This window comes from Exiguobacterium sp. s22, assembly GCF_018617455.1.
In the GTDB taxonomy this organism is placed as follows: domain Bacteria; phylum Bacillota; class Bacilli; order Exiguobacteriales; family Exiguobacteriaceae; genus Exiguobacterium.
On sequence record NZ_JACSKD010000002.1, the window covers coordinates 324,613 to 345,421 of the forward strand.

Annotated in this window: 19 protein-coding genes; 14 read left to right on the forward strand and 5 right to left on the reverse strand. The window is 47.5% G+C overall.

The window, feature by feature from the left end; translation table 11 throughout:
- Positions 1-62 precede the first annotated feature (62 nt).
- Positions 63-806, forward strand: coding sequence for an aldo/keto reductase (locus KNO94_RS05445; RefSeq protein ID WP_353047830.1), 744 nt, complete (start codon positions 63-65; stop codon positions 804-806).
- A gap of 49 nt (positions 807-855) precedes the next feature.
- On the opposite strand, the gene ptsP is transcribed toward KNO94_RS05445, so the two are convergent.
- Complete coding sequence (gene ptsP, locus KNO94_RS05450) at positions 856-2,574, reverse strand: phosphoenolpyruvate--protein phosphotransferase (RefSeq protein ID WP_214778078.1); 1,719 nt, start codon at positions 2,572-2,574, stop codon at positions 856-858.
- A 325-nt stretch (positions 2,575-2,899) separates the two neighbouring features.
- Here ptsP and KNO94_RS05455 point away from each other — a divergent pair, with 325 nt between their 5' ends.
- Positions 2,900-4,342, forward strand: coding sequence for a leucyl aminopeptidase (locus KNO94_RS05455; protein WP_214778080.1), 1,443 nt, complete (start codon positions 2,900-2,902; stop codon positions 4,340-4,342).
- A 132-nt stretch (positions 4,343-4,474) separates the two neighbouring features.
- Positions 4,475-5,134, forward strand: a complete 660-nt coding sequence (locus KNO94_RS05460; protein ID WP_214778082.1) for a DUF429 domain-containing protein — start codon at positions 4,475-4,477, stop codon at positions 5,132-5,134.
- Between the two features lie 10 nt (positions 5,135-5,144).
- Here the strand turns inward: KNO94_RS05460 and ytvI are convergent, their stop codons facing one another.
- Positions 5,145-6,278, reverse strand: a complete 1,134-nt coding sequence (ytvI, locus tag KNO94_RS05465; protein WP_214778083.1) for a sporulation integral membrane protein YtvI — start codon at positions 6,276-6,278, stop codon at positions 5,145-5,147.
- Positions 6,279-6,363: 85 nt separating this feature from the next.
- Between ytvI and KNO94_RS05470 the strand changes: the two genes are divergently transcribed.
- Together KNO94_RS05470 and KNO94_RS05475 are read left to right on the forward strand one after the other, a co-directional pair.
- Entirely contained in the window at positions 6,364-7,137 is a 774-nt protein-coding gene (locus KNO94_RS05470) for a MazG nucleotide pyrophosphohydrolase domain-containing protein (protein ID WP_251125830.1), read from the forward strand.
- A 126-nt stretch (positions 7,138-7,263) separates the two neighbouring features.
- Positions 7,264-9,177: an N-acetylmuramoyl-L-alanine amidase gene (locus tag KNO94_RS05475; RefSeq protein ID WP_214778087.1), complete on the forward strand. Its 1,914-nt coding sequence runs from the start codon at positions 7,264-7,266 to the stop codon at positions 9,175-9,177.
- A gap of 79 nt (positions 9,178-9,256) precedes the next feature.
- Here the strand turns inward: KNO94_RS05475 and KNO94_RS05480 are convergent, their stop codons facing one another.
- Genes KNO94_RS05480 through KNO94_RS05490 form a run of 3 tightly spaced genes read right to left on the reverse strand, consistent with a single transcriptional unit; the run spans position 9,257 to position 13,048 of the window.
- Positions 9,257-10,297, reverse strand: coding sequence for a ribonucleotide-diphosphate reductase subunit beta (locus KNO94_RS05480; RefSeq protein WP_047795143.1), 1,041 nt, complete (start codon positions 10,295-10,297; stop codon positions 9,257-9,259).
- On the reverse strand, positions 10,254-10,760 hold the full coding sequence (locus KNO94_RS05485) for a flavodoxin domain-containing protein (protein ID WP_214778089.1): 507 nt from the start codon (positions 10,758-10,760) through the stop codon (positions 10,254-10,256). Before KNO94_RS05485 ends, KNO94_RS05480 begins: the two co-directional genes overlap by 44 nt.
- Positions 10,761-10,792: 32 nt before the next feature.
- Positions 10,793-13,048 (reverse strand): ribonucleoside-diphosphate reductase subunit alpha, encoded by a 2,256-nt coding sequence (locus KNO94_RS05490; RefSeq protein WP_483299171.1) that lies wholly within the window; start codon positions 13,046-13,048, stop codon positions 10,793-10,795.
- Positions 13,049-13,580: 532 nt separating this feature from the next.
- Here KNO94_RS05490 and KNO94_RS05495 point away from each other — a divergent pair.
- The 9 genes from KNO94_RS05495 to KNO94_RS05535 all read left to right on the forward strand — a co-directional run bounded on the left by KNO94_RS05495 (position 13,581) and on the right by KNO94_RS05535 (position 20,772).
- Entirely contained in the window at positions 13,581-13,811 is a 231-nt protein-coding gene (locus KNO94_RS05495) for a DUF1871 family protein (protein ID WP_214778091.1), read from the forward strand.
- Positions 13,812-13,824: 13 nt separating this feature from the next.
- A complete protein-coding gene (locus KNO94_RS05500; protein ID WP_026825527.1) occupies positions 13,825-14,073 on the forward strand; it encodes a NifU N-terminal domain-containing protein in 249 nt (82 codons plus the stop codon).
- Positions 14,070-14,870 (forward strand): glycosyltransferase family 2 protein, encoded by an 801-nt coding sequence (locus tag KNO94_RS05505; protein WP_214778093.1) that lies wholly within the window; start codon positions 14,070-14,072, stop codon positions 14,868-14,870. The genes KNO94_RS05500 and KNO94_RS05505 overlap by 4 nt, the downstream gene beginning before the upstream one ends.
- A gap of 2 nt (positions 14,871-14,872) precedes the next feature.
- Positions 14,873-15,367, forward strand: a complete 495-nt coding sequence (locus KNO94_RS05510; RefSeq protein ID WP_214741484.1) for an Lrp/AsnC family transcriptional regulator — start codon at positions 14,873-14,875, stop codon at positions 15,365-15,367.
- Positions 15,364-16,548 (forward strand): aminotransferase, encoded by a 1,185-nt coding sequence (locus KNO94_RS05515; RefSeq protein WP_214778095.1) that lies wholly within the window; start codon positions 15,364-15,366, stop codon positions 16,546-16,548. Before KNO94_RS05510 ends, KNO94_RS05515 begins: the two co-directional genes overlap by 4 nt.
- Before the next feature lie 58 nt (positions 16,549-16,606).
- Positions 16,607-17,851 (forward strand): lysine N(6)-hydroxylase/L-ornithine N(5)-oxygenase family protein, encoded by a 1,245-nt coding sequence (locus tag KNO94_RS05520; RefSeq protein WP_214778097.1) that lies wholly within the window; start codon positions 16,607-16,609, stop codon positions 17,849-17,851.
- 197 nt (positions 17,852-18,048) lie between these two features.
- Positions 18,049-18,441 carry a S1 domain-containing post-transcriptional regulator GSP13 gene (yugI, locus tag KNO94_RS05525; protein WP_074033496.1) on the forward strand — a complete coding sequence of 131 codons (393 nt, stop codon included), beginning with the start codon at positions 18,049-18,051 and terminating at the stop codon, positions 18,439-18,441.
- Positions 18,442-18,541: 100 nt separating this feature from the next.
- Positions 18,542-19,534 (forward strand): Gfo/Idh/MocA family protein, encoded by a 993-nt coding sequence (locus KNO94_RS05530; protein ID WP_214778098.1) that lies wholly within the window; start codon positions 18,542-18,544, stop codon positions 19,532-19,534.
- Positions 19,535-19,608: 74 nt separating this feature from the next.
- Entirely contained in the window at positions 19,609-20,772 is a 1,164-nt protein-coding gene (locus tag KNO94_RS05535) for an iron-containing alcohol dehydrogenase (RefSeq protein ID WP_214741476.1), read from the forward strand.
- The last annotated feature ends 37 nt before the right edge of the window (positions 20,773-20,809 follow it).

The window sequence follows — 20,809 nt, forward strand, 5'->3', positions numbered from 1 at the left end:
CCCTTCAATTTGCGAAGCAAATAAGTGGTGAGTAGTTCACAGTAGAGGATGGGGATACAGTCATTGATGCGGTCGTCGAAGCAATTAGTCAAGGATACCGTCATATCGATACGGCAGCCGTCTATGAGAATGAAGAGGGTGTCGGCGTCGGAATTCGAAAAGGGATGGAAATCGCGAATATTTCCCGGGATGATTTGTTCATTACATCAAAACTTTGGAACGCCGATCAAGGGTACGACGCTGCTATCGCCGCTTATGAGGCGTCGCTCGTCCGTCTTGGATTAGATCAATTGGATTTGTATTTGATTCATTGGCCGGTAGAAGACAAAATTGTCGACTCTTGGCGTGCTCTTGAACAATTATATCGAGACGGACGTGTCGGGGCGGTCGGAGTGAGTAACTTCCAAATCCATCACCTGGAGACATTGGCTGAAAGCAGTGACCTCGTCCCAGCCGTGAACCAAGTCGAGCGTCATCCGTTGCTTCGCCAAACCGAGTTAGCGTCGTATATGACTGAGCACGGTATCGTGCCGGTCGCATGGGCACCACTCATGCAAGGTGGGCTGTTCGAAGAGCAGACTTTAGTAGAGGTCTCGAAAGAAGTCAATCGTTCCGTCGCTCAAGTGATGTTACGGTGGCATCTTCAGACGGGGTGGGTCATCATTCCAAAATCGATCAAACCACATCGAATCGCAGAAAATTTCAATGTGCTTGATTTTGAGTTGACCAAAGATCAAATGGAACGAATCGATGCGCTCGACGAGCATAAACGTGTCGGACCGGACCCGGACAATTTTGATTTCTAATTAAGTACGCAAAAAATCCTTCTCTCGAGTGAGAGAAGGATTTTTGACGTTATTTTTTGATGTCGAACTTTTCGCTAAGGAAGTTCACGACATCTTCTGCTGTGTCCATGTTGAGGACTTCGTTGACGATTGCTTCTGTTTCCGTCTTCGTCAAGCGCTTCACGAGGCTGCGTGCACGAAGGACGCTTGAAGCGGACATCGAGAATTCATCGAGTCCAAGGCCGAGAAGGATTGGAATCGCGAGTTCCTCTCCAGCCATCTCTCCACACATGCCGACCCATTTGCCAGCTTTGTGTGCTTCTGTGATGACGTTATGGAGCAGGTTCAAGATGGCAGGGTTGAACGGTTGGTACAAGTAAGAAACTTTTTCGTTCATCCGGTCAGCCGCCATCGTGTATTGAATCAAGTCGTTTGTACCGACTGAGAAGAAGTCGACTTCTTTTGCGAATTGTTTCGCCATGACAGCCGTTGATGGAATTTCAACCATCATTCCTGTTTCATATTGACCGAGTTCGATTCCTTCTTCTTTCAACTTCGCTTCTTCTTCGAGGAGAAGGGCTTTCGCAGCGCGGAACTCTTCGAGTGTCGCAATCATTGGGAACATGATCGCGAGGTTTCCGTGAGCAGATGCACGGAGAAGGGCACGAAGTTGCGTGCGGAACAAGTCTGTTTCCTCAAGGCAAAGGCGAATCGCACGATAGCCGAGGAACGGGTTCATCTCTTTCGGAAGGTCGAGGTATGACAATTCTTTATCGCCACCGATGTCGAGTGTACGGATGACGACTTGCTTGCCCTCCATTCCTTCGAGAACCGTTTTATAGGCTGTGTATTGTTCTTCTTCTGTCGGGAACGTTTCAGAGTCCATGTACAAGAATTCCGTACGATAAAGACCGATTGCATCCGAACCGTTTTTCAAGACGCCTTCTAAGTCGTTCGGTGTCCCGATGTTCGCTGCAAGCTTCACTTTGTGACCGTCCGCTGTGATCGATTCTTCATTGACGAGTTGCTTCAACTCTTCTTTGTACACCTCGAAATCAGCACGTTTCCCTTCGTATTCTTTGACGAGATCTTCTGAAGGATTGACGAAAACGTCACCTTCTGTCCCGTCGATGATGACGAGGTCGCCGTTTTTGATTTCTTCAAGGGCCACTTTCGTTCCAACGACGGCTGGAATTTCGAGTGAGCGTGACATGATGGCAGAGTGAGACGTACGTCCACCGATGTTCGTCGCGAACCCTTTGACGTATTTACGGTTAAGTTGTGCCGTATCAGAAGGTGTCAAGTCTTCGGCGATGATAATGACTTCTTCTGAGATTGATGCCGGTGTCACGAATGTCACTCCGAGAATGTGTGCCATGACACGTTTTGTGACGTCACGAACGTCAGCTGCACGTTCACGCATGTACTCATTGTCCATCGATTCGAAAATCATGATCATCGTTTGGGCAACTTCGTCAAGCGCCTTCGCGGCGTTCATGTTTTCGCTTTCAATTTTATCGTTCACTTGCGATACGATTTCTGGGTCCTCAACGATTAAAAGGTGAGCTGAGAAAATCTCGGCTTTGTCTGGTCCGAGTTCACGAAGCGTGTGCTCGCGGATTTCTTCGAGCTCTGTTTTAGATTGAGCGATTGCATCTTGGAAGCGTGCCTTTTCTGCAGCGACATCTTCAATCTTGTGTGATGGGATATCGAATGAAGGTGTCTCCATGACGAATGCTTTTGCAACTGCAATCCCTGCAGATGCACCAATACCTTTAATGTGTGACATAAGCGTAGTCCCTCTTTTCAAAGAAATAGTGTACTTTCCTGCCTCGTTACTTCATACCCGAAAAGAAAAAAGAACTAACGAGAACGGAGAAAGTTAAAGTAGCAACGGTCTACGACTAGGGGAAGCCTCGACCAGTCAAATTGGCCTCACTTCACGATGAAGAGAAGCCCGATTGCGTACTTTCTTATCCTATCATAAAATAAAACAACGTCACAACGAGGAGATAGCCCATGAATTCGAAGATTTCTTGACTCTTACGCATACTATTTCATTATTTTGGAGAAGTTCGTTATGCTTACCATATATATAGAAGGGAAGTGGCAATATGTATCAAATTGCGCAATTAAATTGGTCTGATTCTTACGAGACAATCGTCGTCGGGATCGGAGCGGCTGATGCGATCGATGAAGGACTCGACGCGTTGTTTAATGGACGCGTCAAAACGCTTATTCAATCAGGAGACATCTCCACGAAAACAGGAGAAGTGACGGTGCTCCCGACATTCGCAGGTGAGACGACTCGTATCTTATTTGTCGGCCTCGGACAACGGAATGACATCACGACCGAGAACGTCCGGAACTGGTTCGGGAAAGTCGCGAAACAAATGAAAGCCCGTGGATTGAAGGACGTTGCTGTGGCGCTTCATACGTTTACGGATGGTGCGGCACGCATGTTTACAGAGGCGTATGAAATGGCGACGTATGAACATCCTACATATAAGTCTGCTCCAAGAGAGGCGGTCGAAGAACCAACGATCACATTGCTCGGTGACGTGGACCAGACGGATATCGATGCGGGGGTCGCCTACGGGAAAGGGGTCAATGTCGCCCGTACGTTGACGATGATGCCGGCCAATATTTTGACAGCGGAGACGCTTGCGGATTATGCAGTCGAGTTAGCAAAACGTCATGATTTCAAATACCGCATCCTTGAAAAAGAGGAGATGGAAGGACTCGGTATGGGCGCATTGCTCGCCGTCAACCAAGGCTCGACGATTCCACCCAAATTGATCGTACTCGAGTATCGTGGAGCAGAGGAAGAAGCTCCGATTGCCGTTGTCGGAAAGGGTGTCACGTTCGACACGGGCGGTTATTCAATCAAACCGAAAGATGGTATCGTCGGAATGAAAGGGGATATGGGTGGTGCTGCTACCGTCCTCGGATTGTTTGAAACGCTCGGACTGACGCGACCAAAACGGAACGTGATCGGAGTCATTGGAGCGACGGACAACATGATTTCTGGGGATGCGTTCAAACCGGATGATGTCATCACAGCCATGAACGGAAAAACGATTGAAGTGTTAAATACGGACGCGGAAGGACGCCTCGTCCTAGCGGATGCGGTCACATTTGCGAAAACGTATGAGCCAACAGCCATCATCGATGTAGCTACGCTCACAGGTGGCGTTCTCGTCGCACTCGGTACAGACGTGACAGGATGTCTGACGAACGATGATACGCTCTATCGTTCGCTTGAAACGGCGAGTCGCGAAACGAATGAGCTTGTGTGGCAGATGCCATACTTTGATGTCTTTATCGACAAAGTGAGAAAATCGGAAGTTGCCGACTTGAACAACTCACCAGGTCGTTTCGGGCATATGATTTTCGGCGGCGCGTTCGTCGGCGAATTTGTCGGCGATACACCTTGGCTTCACCTCGATATCGCAGGAACGAGCGAACGTGCGGCAGCGAATGACCTCGGTCCGAAGGGGCCGACTGGTGTCATGGTTCGGACACTCGCACGGATGATTGAATCGTGGGAGCGATAAGAGCAGGTATATTAATCGGTTTGGCGATTCTGTGTGGCTTTTGCTACACGGTTTGGCCGAACCGGATTTGGTTAGGGAGTACAGTGTTTCTCGCCGTATTTGGCGTGTTGATGATGTTACAGGAGGTACGACATGGTAGGAGTAGGAATTGATGGCGCACGTGGAGGCTGGGTACGAATCACTTATGATAGTATCTCTCTCTGCTTGACGATTTCGGAGTCATTAGAGGAATTGCTGATTGAGGATGCCATGCATTTTGTGGATATGCCGAAAGATTTAGGGACAGTCGACCATCCGAGTCGAGTGTGTGATGCGTGGATGCGAAGTCAACTCAGTCAACGAAAGTCGTCCGTCTTCACTCCACCGATTCAAGAGGTGTTGCATGAAGCGACATATGAGGAAGCGAACGAAAGAAGTCAGGCGTTGGTTGGCAAAGGGATCAGTAAACAAGCGTGGAATCTCGTTCCTCGTATCCGTGAGTTTCAGCAGGTGAAAGCATCCGACGTTTACGAATCACATCCGGAAGTTTGTTTTTCCGTCATGATGGGTCAAGAAGCGAAACATCGAAAAAAAACGACTGAGGGTCAGGATGAGCGCATCGCGTTACTTCGAAAGTACTCAAAGAGTTCCCCTTGGAAATGGAAGATGTCCAACGTGCAAGTGGACGACATCATCGATGCCTGTATTTTAGCCGTCGCAGCGTATGAGGCCGGGACGAGTGGACTTTCAATCCATCCAAAGGAAACGACAGAACCGCATGTAGCCGTACCTCAAATGAAAAAAGAGCGATGAAATGTTGATTTCATCGCTCTTTTGCTGTCGTGGCTGTCGGTCCGACAATGAAGCGCCACATATAATGAAAGACCTTTGCATTGTATAAAGCCTTCAGTAGTACGGCGAGTACAGGACCTACGATGAAACCGAACACTCCAAATAGCTTCAGTCCCACAAAGATCGAGATGAGCGCGGCTAACGGGTTCAATCCGATATGCGACCCGACGATTTTTGGTTCGGCAAGGTTCCGTTGGACGATGACAATGACATACAGCACAATCAAACCGATTGCGACAAACCAATCGCCAGATACTGCGGCATAGGCGGCCCATGGGATGAGTAACGTCCCCACCCCTAAATAAGGCAATAAATCAAAGAAACCGGCCAGCAAAGCAATCGACAGCGGATTTTCGACACGGAGAATGAACATACCGACGAGTACGATTCCGAATGTGATGGAGATGAGCGTAAACTGTGCCCGGACATATCCGAATAAAGCGGACTTTAAGTTGATCATCACGTCCTCAAATTCCTTGAAGCCTTTCCGTTTATTCAAGCGATTTAAGGATTGGACGTATGCGGGCCAATCTTTCGTGATGAAGAACCAGGCGAGAACGATGACAACGACTAGTAAAAGGACGAGCGGGAGTGCGCCTAACATACTTTGGAGAATACTCGCTACACCTCGGGACAGAACACCGATTGCAGCAGCAAGCTGTGCCCCCAGTTCGGTAATACCCCCATCTAATGACGTTGTTTGCCCAGGGTTCAATTGTTGATAGCTCTCGTATGCGTCATTGATGAGAGGAGCGATTTTTTCATTGAATACACGTTGGATAAATGCTGTGAACGTCTCAATTTGATCAGGCAATCGTTCAGCTGCGACTGTCGCATAATGGATTAATTGAATGATGACAATCGTGATGATACCTAATACGATACTGAGCACAACGACTAAAGAAATGATTGTACCGAGGGAGCGTGGCATATTCGTTTTTCGCTCGAAAAAGTTGACGAGCGGCACGGTGATCAAGGATAAAAGAAGGGCAAACACGAACGGATACGTATATTCGAATAGTATGTTCAGTAACCAGGTAACCAAACATAATCCAATCACAACGAGTACAAAGCGGAGCAATTGCCAAAGTCTTGCCGTTGACATGTAAAACCCATCCTTTCCGGACATCTAGGTTGAGCATAGTATATCATGTAGGCGGTAAATAAAGCAGAAAGACAGGTGAATGAACATGAGAGAAGTTCAACAAAAAATTGATACGATGATTCTTCATTTAGGAGGCTACTGGAGACCTTTATCCGGACTAGCGAGATTGTTAGAAGAAGTAGGAGAAGTAGGAGGCGCGTTAAGAAAAGATGCGCAAGATGAGTTAAAAGAAGAGTTGCTTGATGTCTTAGTGATCTCCACATGTCTCGCAAACCAGTATGCGATTGCATTACAACAACCAGAGGCAGAGGTAGGCGAAACGAAAGAGAGGCTATACTTTCAAATCGTTGAAGAAGCAGGGGAAGTGGCGCGGATTTTGAATGCTTATGAAGGCGACAAGAAGTTAAAACGGAATCGTCAAGGACAGTCGTTACAGCATCATATCGAGCAATTGCAACGTGCCGTCCTGTCGCTAGGCGCAATCCATCATCTCAATCTGTTCGATTCATTATTTGCACTGATTGAAGAAAAGTCAGCGCGTGATTTTGGACGGTTTGACCATACACCGGACCCGATTACGGAGTCTTCGGTTCGTGCGTATCAAACGCATCAATCAGGTCGCTATTGGGGTGGAATCCCAGTTAAATCTTTCGAACGATTCGACCGATATATAGAGCGAGAACAACATATTGAGAGGTTCTATCGAATTGCAGGGATTGAAGGGTTGGATGGTTTTGTGATTCAACAGAAACGGGACGGGTTGATTTTGCCTGCAACGCTACCTGTTCAGGAAGGGTTTATCACGACGTTTGAACAGTATGGTCCGGAAACCTTTTTAGTCATCCGACCAGACAAATAAAAACATTTACCTTTTTATCAAAAACATTCATCTTTTTTTCAAATATTTACTTTTTTTAAAAAAGCATTATGCTAATATGTAATTGTTGTTAGTAGGAAATGCCGCATTGAGAAAGGAATATTTTGGATGAAAATGAAACTATTGAAAGTTGCCCTCATCTTAACGGTCCTCTTGTTTGGAATGCAACTTCCGTCTGCTGAAGCTGCTACTTACGATGGAGAAACGACTGTCAATTTGAACATTCGTAAAAAACCTAGTCTAAGTGGAACGGTAGTGAAAACTTTACCACGAGGCACGAAAGTAGAATATGGAACGTATAATCAGTCCTGGCATAAAGTGTATGTAAACAATCGTACATATTATGCTTCGGCCCAGTACATTCGTAAACTTTCATCCACTTCAAGTTCGTTGACGACACAATCGGCAACGTCTACTGGTGTGACGACGGCGAACTTAAATGTCCGCGTCACGTCCCATCGATCGGCGACGATTGTGACCACGTTGAAGAAAGGAACGGAAGTGAAGTATGCCGTTCATAATTCTTCTTGGGCGAAAGTCTACTTGAACGGGAAGACGTACTATGCCGCAAAAGCCTATATCGCACCAAAAGTTACGGAGTCGACTGTAGAAAAAGTGAACGGCTACGCAAATCGTGATTTGAAGTTGTTCGCGGAACGAAACCAACGTTCGAAAGTACAGAAAGTTCTTCCGAAAAACACGGCGATCCTCTCAAGTAAATATAACTCGAGTTGGTCGATTGTCTACATCGGGAACGAGACATACTTTACACCGACTATTGGAATCACAACGGGTTCGGTTGATACCGGTGTAGAGAAAAAAGACGGGTATGCAAACCGGGAGTTGAAACTCTTCGCGGAGCGGAATCAGCGTTCAGCGGTGAAGAAAGTACTCCCTGTGAATACAGCAGTCGTCTCAAGCAAATACAACTCGAGCTGGTCCATTGTCTATCTCGGAAGTGAAACGTATTACACACCGACGGCTTGGATCTCTACGTCAAAAACGCCGACAGAGCCTCCGACGACAACGGAGCCGAACGATGGATTGACACAAGGTTACGCGAACCGTACCGTCAATTTATTTGGTAAAACGCATCAGAGTTCGGAAGTCCTCATGGTTCTTCCAAAATACACGGCTGTTTCGTACAAAGCGTACAATTCGAGTTGGTCGACTGTTCAGATCGGTTCGAAAGTCTACTACACAGCGAGTTCGTGGTTGACGAAAGGAAAAGCGCCGGCAGAACCGGAAGTTGCACCAAAAGGTACGGTATACATCAACACGCCTGGAGATGTATTAAACGTTCGTTCGAAAGCGAGTCTTGATTCGAACGTAGTCGGTCAACTGAAACACGCATCTTCTGTATTACATTATGGTACTGTAAATGGCTTCCATAAAATTAAGTTCAATGGACAAGATGCCTATATTTCTTCTGCATTCGTCATGACATCGAAACCAAGCACTTCGACTGGAACGGTCATCGTTCTTGATCCTGGGCATGGTGGGAAAGATCCTGGAGCGACAAACGGTTCCTTGTATGAGAAAACAATCGTTCTTGATGTGACAAAACGTGTCGAAGCGTATCTTCGTTCAAAATATAACTATACGGTGCGACTCACACGTTCGACAGATGTATATTTGACGCTTGATGAGCGAGTAGCTGCTGCTAAATCGCTACGGGGCGATTTATTTGTTAGCGTCCACGTCAATGCGGCAGGTTCTTCAGCTGCTAAAGGTTTAGAAACTTATTACTCTTCGCAGTCTGCACATAGTGCCCGTAGTCGTGTGCTTGCTTCGAATATCCAAAGTAACCTAACTGGTAAGATGAGTGGAATGTCGAATCGAGGAGTGAAAACGGCGAATTATTATGTCATCACATATAATACGATGCCATCCGCACTCGTCGAATTAGGGTTTATCTCATCACCGACAGACTTGACTTATCTTCGAAGTAACACGTCTCGTCAGCAGATGGCGGAAGGTGTGGCTGAAGGAATTGCCAAGTACGTACAAACCTATTATTGATCAAATCGACCCAGACTCTGATGTCTGGGTTTTTTGATGCATTAAAAAACCGAACCGATTGAATCGGTTCGGTACTATTTTATAAATCATCAAATCCGTTCGCGTCTGTCACTTTCGCATAAGAGCGTGACTTCTGTTCGAAGAAATCAGATTTTGTTGCATTGAGCGAGTCATCTGAGTATGCACGGATCCAAGGCATGACATCTTCGTCAAATCCTTCATACAAGTCGTTCAGACCGATGACACGTAAACGTTTATTTGCCAAGTATTTGACGTAGTCACGCATTTCACTGACGTCGAGTCCATCGAGGTCGCGAAGTACGTATTCACACCACTCAATCTCGAGGTCGACCGCTTCTGCCATCGTGTCGTATACGAACTGACTGAACTGTCCGTTTTCATCGATCTTAGGATTTTCTGTCAGTACGGCACGTAAGAGTTGACTGATGAAGTAAGAATGCTGCATCTCATCACGTTGGATATAACTGATCATCGTTGACGTCCCGACCATCTTTTGGTGACGGGCAAGGTTATAGAAGTAGGCGAAGCCTGAATAGAAGTTAATCCCCTCCAAAATAACCGAGGCAACGAGTGATTTCGCAAAGTTTTCGGCGTTCGGTGTTTCGCGGAACGCTTCATATAAGTCCAAAATGAATTGGTTACGTTTCATGACCATCTCGTCGTCTTTGGCGATATCAAAGATGCGATTTTGTTCAGCGAGTGGCACGAGGCTCGATAGGACGTAGCTGTATGATTGATTGTGCACGACCTCTTGTTGCGCGATGACGGCAAGTACGGCATGAACAGACGAGTCAGATGAGAACATAGAGGACTCGAGGATGTATCGTGTCTGGACAGAGTCGAGAATCGAGAGCAGTCCGATGATCCGTTTAAATGCATCCTGTTCACGTTCAGTCAATTGCGGCCATTGTTGCATGTCCTTAGACATCGAAATCTCATCTGGGATCCAAAAGTTTGAAAGCAACTGCTTGTAAATCGTATAGAACTGAGGATACGCGATATCGTTCCAGTTTACGATTGAACTGGTTTCGCCACCAATGATGGCGGTTGCCCGGTTAGGATGTTTGGGCGACAATAATTTGATTTTTTGAATCGACATGATGCATAACTCCTTCTTCTACATGTTGAGCCATCCGCTCTGCCCAATGCTGGACGTTGAACGGCTGGTTACGTGGGGACTGCTCGATTTTAAGCAGTTCCCCGGCGAGCGGGATTCCGTATTTTGAAAGGTGATACGCCATCTCATCGACCGCGCGACAGAAATGAACAAACATTTTGTCACCCGTTCCGAACACGGCTGCCTGACGAATTGGTACATTCAATTCTTTTAGCACGAGACGGAACGTGTCCTTCATTTCATCCGGCAAGATGCCATCCGCCCACGTGTATGATCCGAAGTAGACGAGGTCACACGACGCGAGAGACTTTGCTTCCCGGTAGCCGACCCGATCGGCATCGTAGCGAACGACGTGGTCGCCACGATGATGGTGGGTCGACTCGATGAGCGTTGCCACTTCTTCCGTGTTTCCGCTCATCGAATGACAAATGATTGCAATGTTCATGTCGTTAACCACCTTTCATAAAAACGGACTAATTATGAGGCACAAGATTCGCATTCATCCACTTCAACGGTCGTTGAACGTGTGTAATAAATCGATTTCATACCGAGAGACCAAGCTTCTAAATGCATCGCGAGAAGCTCTGTTGCTTTCACATCGTTCTTCACATATAAGTTGAAGCTGATGGCTTGGTCGATGTGGCGCTGGCGAGCCGCGTTTTGACGGATGCTCCATAATTGATCGATTTCAAATGCTGATTTATAGAACCAGTTCGTGTCCGGTGTCAAGTCCGGCACCGTGACTGGAATCTTATAGTTTTTCTTCTCTTCTGAGTAGACTTTTTTGTAGACTGGATCGATCGAGGCAGTGCTACCAGCGATAATCGCCGTTGATGAGTTTGGTGCGACAGCCATCATATAGGCGTTACGGACACCGTTTTGATGCACCGCTTCAGCGAGACCGTCCCAATCGAGGTCATCATGTGAACGATAGTTCCGGCGCTTGAAGTATTCGCCTGTATGCCATTCTGAACCTTCGAAGACACCGAACGCGCCTTTTTCCTTGGCGAGTTCCATTGAAGCTTGAATCGTGAGGTAAGCAATCTTCTCATAAAGCTTTTCTGCGTATTGGACGGCATCGACCGATTCCCAGCGGATTCCTTCGAGTGCGAGCAAATGGTGCCAACCGAATGTTCCGAGACCGACCGCACGATATTTCTGGTTCGTGATCATCGCTTGTGGCACTTCAATGGTGTTCAAGTCGATGACGTTGTCGAGCATACGCATTTGAATTGGGATGAGTCGTTCGAGAACATCGGCTTTCACTGCACGAGCGAGTGCGATTGAGCTCAAGTTACAAACAACGAAATCGCCTGGCGTTTTCGTGATGACAATTTTCCCATCTTGCGTGTACTCTTCTTCGATCGTCGTGGCCGACATGTTTTGCGCGATTTCTGAACAGAGATTTGAACTGTAAATCATCCCTGCATGTTTATTTGGGTTCGCCCGGTTCACGGCGTCACGGAAGAACATGTATGGTGTACCTGTTTCAAGTTGTGAGCGCATGTAACGCTTCACGAGGTCGATGGCAGGAACCGTCACGCGTGATAGCTCAGGTGTATTGACACACTCCATATATTTTTCAGTGAAGCTGCCGCCGTTCTCCGTCTCATCGAAATAGTCTTCGAGGCTATACCCCATGACCGTGCGAATTTCGTGTGGGTCGAACAAGTGCCAGTCGCCGCGTTCCTCGACCGTGCGCATGAAGAGGTCCGGTAAGCAGACACCGGTGAACAAGTCATGTGTCCGGAGGCGCTCATCCCCATTGTTCAATTTCGCATCGAGGAACTCGAAGATGTCCTTATGCCAAATGTCTAAATAGACAGCAATCGAGCCTTGGCGCATACCGAGTTGGTCGACCGAGACGGCCGTGTTGTTCAATTGCTTCATCCAAGGAAGGGCACCACTTGAGACGCCTTTGAATCCTTTGATGTCACTTCCACGTGAACGAATCTTCCCGAGGTAGACACCGATTCCGCCGCCACCTTTCGAGAGTGTCGCTACATCTGTATTGGAATCATAAATGCCACGAAGCGAATCATCGACTGTATCAATAAAACAAGAGCTGAGCTGTCCATATGATTTTCCAGCGTTCGACAACGTTGGTGTCGCGACCGTCATGTAGAGATTTGATAAGGCCCAATAGGCTTCTTCGACGAGTTTTAAACGAGTTTCTTCTTTCTCTTTTTGCATGAGCGTCATGGCGATGACCATGAAGCGTTCCTGTGGAAGCTCATATAGGTTCTTCACATGATCGCGCCCGAGATAGCGGTCCGACAACGTGCGGAGTCCGATATATGTGAAGAGACGGTCACGGGATGGGTCGAGCAATGTTTCGAGATGGTCCATATCTTCTTTTGAATACGTATCGAGGAGCGCTGACGTGAAGATGCGTTTTGATGTCAACGTCTCGACAAGTTGATAGAAGTTACCGTAACGCATCGATGCCTCATAGCCGCGGTTACGTGCTGCCTCGAGGTAGAGACGATTCAAATACATCTCCGTAGCCACGAACGTCCAGTCGGGTTCTTCGGCTTTTAACATATCAAGGGCATGCATCGTCAATAAGTCATACACTACATCTTGTGTTAGCGTCTTCGTTTCGAGCGCCCGAATCGCCCGCTCTTCATAGCGCTCAACACTTAAGTGAGGATAACGTGTTTGGATAGATTGAATAAGAGAAGAGACATCAGCAAGCGTTGGAGCTGCTGGTAGCATCGTCTCGTGATGGATTGGGGATGTCAAAATCGATCACTCCTTTAATAGATGTAGATGTTATGAAAGTATAATAAGAACTTTCTAACCTGTCACAATAATGTGTCAACGATCAAAATAGCTGTTAACTATATATTGACACATTTTTATCTTTTTAATCATAAAACACCTATATTTAGTTTTTCAATCCTTGACATTCTGGAATGTGCCCATCGCCTTTTTGCTTTTGCTCAAAAAGGGCTTCATGACCCAATTTGAGACAGAGAACTGAGATGAAAAAAAATTATGGATTCCAATTGCGTGATTCTTCACAAAGAAATGAATTCGATTTCATCATCAAATGATGGGTGTTTGAACCTCTATGTAAGTGCGAATGTATTGTATTTGACGACGCACGTCCAAATACCTGCATGAATCGATCGATACTAGATATAGTGTTTCGAAGAATCGTGAAAAGCGAATCGATTTGTCAAGGCTGGTATCCGATTAAAAAGTAAGGTAGATTGGTGAAGTAGGGCATGGAATTTTAGCGAAAAGAAGGGTTTAACAAGTGCGTACAGAAGACTTACTATTAACATGGGACCCACTCGGTTATGGGGCAGGTTCATACGGACCAGAGTTCGATGAGGTGATGATGGCATTGACCTATGTCGAATCCTCAGAACAATTGACCGAGATGATTCGCCGCACGCTTCTTGAGGCGTTCGATGCGTGTCCACCAGAAACAGAGATTTTCGAGATGGCGCAGCGACTTCTCGCATCGTCATCTTGCCAACTATAAGGAGGAACCAACTATGTTACGAATCGATCCAACACCGAACCCGAACGCGATGAAAGTCACACTTCCAGAAAACGTATTCGGCGCAAAAAGCCAAAGTGTGAAAGCAGGAGAAGCGACAGATCAACCACTCCTCGCGAAACTAGTTGAGATTGAAGGCGTCGAGAGCGTCTTCGCATACGGAGACTTCGTGACCGTATCAAAAGAAAATGGTGTGAGTTGGGAAGCCATTCTTCCACAGGTCGAAACGGCATATCGCGGATGAAACCGATTGTTTCAATTGTCATTCCAGCGTATAAACGCGAAACGGAACTGACGGAACTGCTTGAAAGCTTAACGGTCCAAACGTTTCAAGCGTTCGAAGTCTTGGTCATGAATAATGAGGGGCCGCCAAAACAACATCTTTTGGCGCCTTTTTTGAATCGTTTAAATGCTCGTGTGATTGAGGTTGGAGAGAATCATCATGTCAAGGCGCGTAATCGTGGCGTTCTCGAAGCGAGAGGCGACATCATCCTATTGCTAGACGATGACGATTTGCTTATGCCGACGCACCTGGAAGCGGGTGTACGGGACCTTCAACAAGCAGACCTCGTTTATTCGGACGCCGAACTGTTCCGCTTCGAATGGAGAGAAGGTCGTCGTGTCGTGACGGACTGGGAACCGTTCGCTTACGCGTTTGATCGTGAACGAATGCGTCAAGACTCGACGTTTATCCCGTCGGGTACGATGTATCGCAAATCGATTCATGACACGATTGGTCTATTTGACGAAGAGGTCTACAATTACTGGGATTGGGATTTCTTGTTGAGGGTGATGGAATCGTTCACCGTGTCACACCCGGCGCGTGCGACGGTACTTTATGCATTTAATGGTACCGACAACCTGTCGGCGAAGCAGGATGAAACGAGACGTCGTTATTTTGATCATTTTTGTCAAAAGCATGGTTTGACAGACATGGAGATGAAGAATTTTCATATCGTTCAGGAAGAACGACGTTCCTATATAAGACAGACAGAGAGAACGTTCACAGGCGAGCTACCTGGTCGAACGGAAGGAGAATAAGTATGTATTCATCAAAAGAACTTGAATTATTAGAGTTGTTAGAAGAAAAGGGATACCTGGATACGAAGATGTTGGCAGACTTATTGGCACTCGATGAAGAGACGATTGAGTCGATGCTTGAGAAGTTCAAAAAAGACGGTATTCTGCTCGGCTTCCGGGCGATGGTGAACTGGCAAAAAATCAACCGACATGACGTTACCGCGTTTATTGACGTCAAAGTCACGCCAAAACGTGGACGTGGGTTTGATGATGTGGCCGAGCGTATTTATCGCTTCCCTGAAGTGACGGCTCTCTATTTGATGTCTGGCGCCTATGACCTTCAAGTCGTCATTCGGGCAAATTCATTACAAGACGTCGCGTCATTCGTGTCGGACAAATTGTCGCCACTTGACTCGGTCTTGTCGACGACGACACACTTCAAATTAAAGACGTACAAGCATGATGGAATCTTGTTCACCCCACAAACTGAAGACAAGCGGTTGAACATCACACCATGAAGTCTTTGTCGAATCAAGTCGTCTCGATGAAGCCATCGGGCATCCGCCGTTTCTTCGATTTGGCACAGACGATGGAAAATGTGGTCTCTCTCGGGGTGGGAGAACCGGATTTCATCACACCGTGGAACGTGCGAGAAGCTAGCTATGCCGCGCTTGAAGAAGGGTACACGGCGTATAGTGCTAACGCCGGTCTGATTGAGTTACGAGAAGAAATTGCTACTTATATGAAAGAACGCTTTTTAGTCGAGTACGATCCGACATCTGAACTGATCGTCACGACAGGGGCATCGCAAGCGCTCGATATCGCATTCCGCGCCCTTCTCAATCCAGGGGATGAGGTCATCGTGGTCGAACCGGCATTCGTTTCATACGGTCCACTTATCGAGTTGGCAGGTGGAACTGTCGTGCCGGTCGCATGTCGTCCGGAAAAAGGATTCCGACTCGATCGGGAAGACGTCGAAAAAGCCATTACAGAGCGGACGAAAGCCATCTTGCTCTGCTTCCCGTCCAATCCGACGGGCGCCACGATGAATGGCGACGAACTCGCGCAAATCGCAGAGCTCGCGACAAAGTATGACCTTTGGGTCGTCAGTGATGAGATTTATGCGGAACTTTGTTATGACGAACCGTTCGTCAGCTTTGCGACACTCCACGATATGCGAGATCGGACGATTGTCGTCAACGGGTTCTCAAAAGCGTTCGCGATGACAGGATGGCGCCTTGGCTTCACGTGCGCACCCGAAGTCGTGACGCGAGAGATGTTGAAGGTCCATCAATACGGCATGATGTGTGCGCCGACGCTCGTTCAGTTCGGTGGACTCGAGGCACTTCGGACTCGTCAGCAACATGTGCCAGGCATGGTGAAAAGTTATAGCCAACGTCGCAACTACTTCATTCAAGCGTTGAATGAGGCGGGACTCCCAACCCATGTTCCGGGTGGCGCATTCTATGCCTTCCCTTCGATTCGTCATACAGGATTAACGAGCGAAGAATTCGCAGAACGACTTCTCATCGAAGAACGAGTCGCTGTCGTTCCCGGGAACGCCTTCGGAGAAAGCGGGGAAGGGTTCGTCCGGGCGAGCTACGCGACATCGCTCGAACAATTACAGGAAGCCATTCGGCGGATTCAACGATTCATGCAACAATTTGAAGTGACAGCAATAAAGGACTCTCATTCGTGAGAGTTCTTTGGCGTTTTAGCGAAATAACGAAAGGGAAAAGACGGGCGAGGTGAAAAACATGAAACAATTTGATTTTGTTGCAGTCGGGTGTGGTCCGTATAATCTTGGTCTCATGGCTCTTGCGGAGAAGACTGAACTGCATGGGATTTGCTTTGAGCAACGTGCGGAGATGATATGGCATGAGGGCATGTTGATTGAAGGGATGACGATGCAGACACACTATTTGCAAGATCTCGTCACGCCAGCGGACCCGACCAGTGCGCTTAGTTTTTTGAACTATTTACGTGATGTGGGACGTCTCCAAACATTTATCACGCAAGAACAGGATAAGATTCCTCGAACGGAATACAATCGTTATTTGCGGTGGGTTGTTAACCAACTGTCAACGATTCGTTTCGGTCATTATGTATCTGACGTCGAGGCGAAAGAGGATGGGTTCATTTTGACAGTCGAATCAGATGGTCAATCGACACAAGTTCATACAAAGCATCTCGTTTTAGGAACTGGGGCGGCACCGTTCGTACCGGACGGGTTTGAACAAGTGATTCATACAAGCGATTATTTGACGTACCGGGACGTCCTCAAAGACCGATATCGTGTCGCGGTCGTCGGGAGCGGACAAAGTGCGGCAGAAGTCTTCCTAGATTTATTGCGTGACGCGACGGACGAGCAACGGATTGATTGGATCACACGCTCGGAACACTTTGAATCACTCGAAGCAGGCAAGCTCGGGGACGAAATTTTTAGTGTGGATTATGTCGATTATTTTCATAAGCTACCGTATGATGCTCGGCAAGAGTTGCTTGGTTCATTCGAACGTTTCCGTCATGGTGTCAATCCAGAGACGATGACATCCATTTACGAGGCACTCTATCACCGGACGTCAGAAGGTGAGCCCAAACGAGCGGAAATGATGACACAGGTCGAAGTCGAATCGATCTCCTATGATTGGTTGACGCATCGGTTAAAAGGGACGCAACGATATACGGGAGAAATCATCGAGAAGGCGTATGACCTCGTCGTCGTCGCGACAGGGTATCGTCCGGTCGTTCCGTCGTGGATCGAGAAACTCCCGATTGTATGGGAAGCCGAGGGAGAATGGATGGTTCGAGAAACGTATGAGGTGGTCATAAGTGAACCGCTAGCCGGAAAAATGTTCACGCATACGAATATAGAACATTCGCATGGACCGGCTGCGACGAATCTAGGGATGGCGGTCTATCGAAACGCCTTGATTCTGAATGAAATGGTAGGGGAGACAGCCTATCCGATTCGCCATCAAAAGCCGTTTACGACATTTTAGGCAAAAAAAGGGCTAGGCGAGTCGCCTAGCGGAATCAGGGGGGAATACTTGAAGTCTTGCTTGATTTGTATTTACCCCGCGCTTCGACTTTAAAACATACCAACACGTCAAAAATAATCTTTTTTGCTAAATTGTACACTTTATCGAAAAAAGTATGTTATAGTAAGTTGATGAATTTAGCATAGGAGTTGTTTGTAATGGCAAAATACGAAAAAGATCAAGTATTAACAGGTAAAGTAACAGGAATTCAACCTTTCGGTGCTTTCGTAGCGCTCGATGACGAGACTCAAGGTCTTGTTCACATTTCAGAAATCTCACACGACTACGTAAAAGACGTAAACGATTACGTTCAAGTTGGTCAAGAAGTTGAAGTGAAAATCCTTGAAGTGGATGAAGCTTCTAAAAAAATCAAGCTTTCAATGAAAGCGACGCAAGAAGCTCCAAAACGCGAGAAGTCTGCGAAGCCAGCTCGTCGTGCGCCACGCCGCAACGAAGCATCTTCAAACTTCAAGCAAGAAGAAGCTCCAGGATTCACAGTCCTTAAAGACAAACTTGAAGACTGGATCAAAAACACAAACTTCAAGAAGTAAGTGTTTCAAGGTGACCCGTTCCAAACGGGTCGCCTTTTTTTGTTTTACAGGAATCGATGCGACGTATGACGAAACTGTAACCCGAATAGGAGGAGATGAGATGAAGATTGGCATCATCGGAGCGGGAGGGATTGCGACGAGTGCCCACATCCCGAATTATGTCAAAGCAGGGATGGATGTGGTAGCGGTCATGAACCGGACACGGGCGAACGGAGAACGTGTCGCCAGGCAGTTTAATATCCCGAACGTCTATGACACGGTCGAGGAGATGCTTTCGCGCGAACAGCTCGATGCCGTCAGTATCTGTACACCGAACGCCTTACATAAAGAGCAAGTGCTTCTTGCGCTAGAAGCAGGGTGTCACGTTCTCTGCGAAAAACCGCCGGGCATATCAGAAGATGAAGCGATTGAAATGTTAGAAGCGGCCAAAAGAGCCGGAAAAACATTGCATTACGGATTCCATTACCGACATCGTGCGGATACGATTCTGTTGAAGCGAATGATTAATGCGGGTGAACTCGGAGACATCTATGCGGCAACGGCACTTGCCCTTCGTCGACGTGGCATTCCGGGATGGGGCGTGTTCACGAACAAAGAACTGCAAGGCGGAGGAGCGCTACTCGATATCGGTGTCCATATGTTAGATCTCGCGCTACACTTGATGGATTATCCGGAGCCAAAAGAGATTGTCGGTCATGTCGGTCAATATTTAGGGAATCGACCAGGTGTCGGCTTGATGGGTGAATGGGACTATGAATCCTTTTCGGTCGAAGATACAGCGAGGGCGATGATCATGTTCGAGACCGGCGCATCTTTGTTACTCGATGTCAGTTATATGGCCAACATTGAAATAAAGGACACGATGCGTGTGGAATGTCGCGGTACGAACGCTGGAGCCAGTCTGTTTCCGCTCACGCTTCACACGGAGAAATATGGGGCGCTCTTTGACGAACGTCCTGCTTATATGACGGAACACGATCCGTACGAACGGCAAATCCAAGTCTTCCTTGAGGCCTGTCGAGAGGCGCCGAACTATCGACAAGCAGAGGAAGCGGTCATTCTCCATCGCATCATCGACCGCATCTACGCATAAGCACGATACTTTTCATTCCGTGAAAACAGGGTATATAGTGTAGGTGTTACATATTTCTACGAGGAGGATGAATCATGCACAACTTTGAATACAAAAACCCGACAAAACTAATTTTTGGGACACATCAGATCGAAAAATTAGCAGGTGAACTGGAAGCGCTCGACGCGAAGAAAGTGATGCTCGTCTATGGTGGCGGAAGCATCAAAAAGAACGGGACGTACGATGAAGTCGTGGCTGAGCTTGAAAAAGCCGGTATCTCATACGTAGACTTCTCAGGGGTTGAGCCGAACCCACGAATCGAGACGGTACGTCGCGCGGTAAAATTTGCACGTGAAGAAAATGTCGATGCGTTGCTTGCTGTCGGTGGCGGCTCAGTAATTGACTGCACGAAACTGATTTCAGCAGCGATTCCTTATGAGGGGGATGCGTGGGACATCGTGCTACGTGAACATATCCCGACAGAGGCGGTGCCATTTGGTACGGTCCTTACACTCGCAGCGACAGGATCAGAAATGAACTCAGGCTCGGTCATCACGAACTGGGAAACACAAGAGAAGTTCGGCTGGGGTCACCCGCTCGTCTTCCCGACATTCTCGATCCTTGATCCACGCTATACGGTCTCGGTTCCAAAAGACCAGACCATCTACGGAATCGTCGACATGATGAGCCACTGTTTCGAGCAATACTTCCACCCGAACCATGCGCCGGTACAAGAACGCATGACAGAAGGTGTGTTGAAAGCGGTCGTCGAATCGGCACCAAAACTCGTCAACGATTTGGAAAACGTCGATCTTCGTGCCATCATCTTGTTCTCGGGTACGATGGCATTGAACGGCGTCCTTCAAATGGGTGCAGCGGGAGACTGGGCATCGCACAACATCGAACACGCCGTATCGGCTGTCCATGATATTCCGCACGCTGGTGGTCTCGCAATCCTTTTCCCGCGTTGGATGGAGCATGTCTTAGATGAAGACAACGCCGCTCGCTTCGCACGACTTGGTACGGAAGTATTTGATGTCGAGCCTGGCGAGAACGATTTGGAGACAGGAAAACGTACGATCCAAGCTGTACGTGCATTCTTCGACCAACTTGGCGCACCAAACTCACTCCGTGACTATGAGATCGATGAGTCGACATTCGATGCGATTCTCGATTCTGCGATGAAACGTGGCGCATTCGGTCGTTTCCGTACGCTCGAACGGGAAGATGTCGCTCACATTCTTGAATTAAGTAAATAAGGCAAATTCTTGCCTATTTTGCAATAATGATTGAACG

What these genes read in the sequence shown, in the direction of transcription:
- KNO94_RS05530 (WP_214778098.1), top strand. Translation starts at nt 18,542, where the DNA reads ATGAAGATTGGCATCATCGGAGCGGGAGGGATTGCGACGAGTGCCCAC.
- KNO94_RS05515 (WP_214778095.1), top strand. Translation starts at nt 15,364, where the DNA reads ATGAAGTCTTTGTCGAATCAAGTCGTCTCGATGAAGCCATCGGGCATC.
- ytvI (WP_214778083.1), bottom strand. Translation starts at nt 6,278, where the DNA reads ATGTCAACGGCAAGACTTTGGCAATTGCTCCGCTTTGTACTCGTTGTG.
- KNO94_RS05505 (WP_214778093.1), top strand. Translation starts at nt 14,070, where the DNA reads ATGAAACCGATTGTTTCAATTGTCATTCCAGCGTATAAACGCGAAACG.
- KNO94_RS05520 (WP_214778097.1), top strand. Translation starts at nt 16,607, where the DNA reads ATGAAACAATTTGATTTTGTTGCAGTCGGGTGTGGTCCGTATAATCTT.
- KNO94_RS05500 (WP_026825527.1), top strand. Translation starts at nt 13,825, where the DNA reads ATGTTACGAATCGATCCAACACCGAACCCGAACGCGATGAAAGTCACA.
- yugI (WP_074033496.1), top strand. Translation starts at nt 18,049, where the DNA reads ATGGCAAAATACGAAAAAGATCAAGTATTAACAGGTAAAGTAACAGGA.
- KNO94_RS05475 (WP_214778087.1), top strand. Translation starts at nt 7,264, where the DNA reads ATGAAAATGAAACTATTGAAAGTTGCCCTCATCTTAACGGTCCTCTTG.
- ptsP (WP_214778078.1), bottom strand. Translation starts at nt 2,574, where the DNA reads ATGTCACACATTAAAGGTATTGGTGCATCTGCAGGGATTGCAGTTGCA.
- KNO94_RS05480 (WP_047795143.1), bottom strand. Translation starts at nt 10,297, where the DNA reads ATGTCGATTCAAAAAATCAAATTATTGTCGCCCAAACATCCTAACCGG.
- KNO94_RS05455 (WP_214778080.1), top strand. Translation starts at nt 2,900, where the DNA reads ATGTATCAAATTGCGCAATTAAATTGGTCTGATTCTTACGAGACAATC.
- KNO94_RS05485 (WP_214778089.1), bottom strand. Translation starts at nt 10,760, where the DNA reads ATGAACATTGCAATCATTTGTCATTCGATGAGCGGAAACACGGAAGAA.
- KNO94_RS05470 (WP_251125830.1), top strand. Translation starts at nt 6,364, where the DNA reads ATGAGAGAAGTTCAACAAAAAATTGATACGATGATTCTTCATTTAGGA.
- KNO94_RS05535 (WP_214741476.1), top strand. Translation starts at nt 19,609, where the DNA reads ATGCACAACTTTGAATACAAAAACCCGACAAAACTAATTTTTGGGACA.
- KNO94_RS05460 (WP_214778082.1), top strand. Translation starts at nt 4,475, where the DNA reads ATGGTAGGAGTAGGAATTGATGGCGCACGTGGAGGCTGGGTACGAATC.
- KNO94_RS05510 (WP_214741484.1), top strand. Translation starts at nt 14,873, where the DNA reads ATGTATTCATCAAAAGAACTTGAATTATTAGAGTTGTTAGAAGAAAAG.